Source organism: Mesorhizobium sp. M8A.F.Ca.ET.207.01.1.1 (assembly GCF_004794715.1).
Lineage (GTDB): Bacteria > Pseudomonadota > Alphaproteobacteria > Rhizobiales > Rhizobiaceae > Mesorhizobium.
In genome coordinates, this window is the sequence record NZ_SRUS01000099.1 from 1 (window position 1) to 434 (window position 434).

Consider the following 434-nt stretch of genomic DNA (forward strand, 5'->3'; position numbering starts at 1 on the left):
GCAATGCAGCATTAAGCCTTTGTTCAGCCTGTCACTGGCGACGCGCGCTCGGCCGAGATGTATCGAGATTCAGGTCAGGCCGAGCCGGGCTCGAAGACGGGCGCGAAGCGACCAAACAAGGTGGGCTCCGAGAACCGGACCGGAGCGTGCTTAAGGTACGTGAGCACCAGCCTACGCCGGCCGTAGCCTTCATAGGGCGAAGACGCTTGTGAGGGCTTCGGCCGGCGTAGGCCGGAACGGAGCGGACGTTCGGGTCCGTGAGTACATCGAGGCCGAGCGCGCCGAACTGCAGGCTATGCTGCGCCGTGGCGACATCAATGACCACACGGCGCGCAAGCTGTTCACCGAAATCACCTTCACCGAGGCGATCCTCAAGGGCCGTGAACCGCGGGATTAGTACCCGGCCGGCCTGCCTTGGCGCAAACCGGCCAGCG

At 64.5% G+C, this 434-nt stretch carries 1 protein-coding gene; it reads left to right on the forward strand.

The annotated features are described in order from the left end of the window. Positions 1–208 precede the first annotated feature (208 nt). Positions 209–397 carry a hypothetical protein gene (locus tag EN850_RS33640; RefSeq protein WP_127227517.1) on the forward strand — a complete coding sequence of 63 codons (189 nt, stop codon included), beginning with the start codon at positions 209–211 and terminating at the stop codon, positions 395–397. Positions 398–434: the final 37 nt, after the last annotated feature.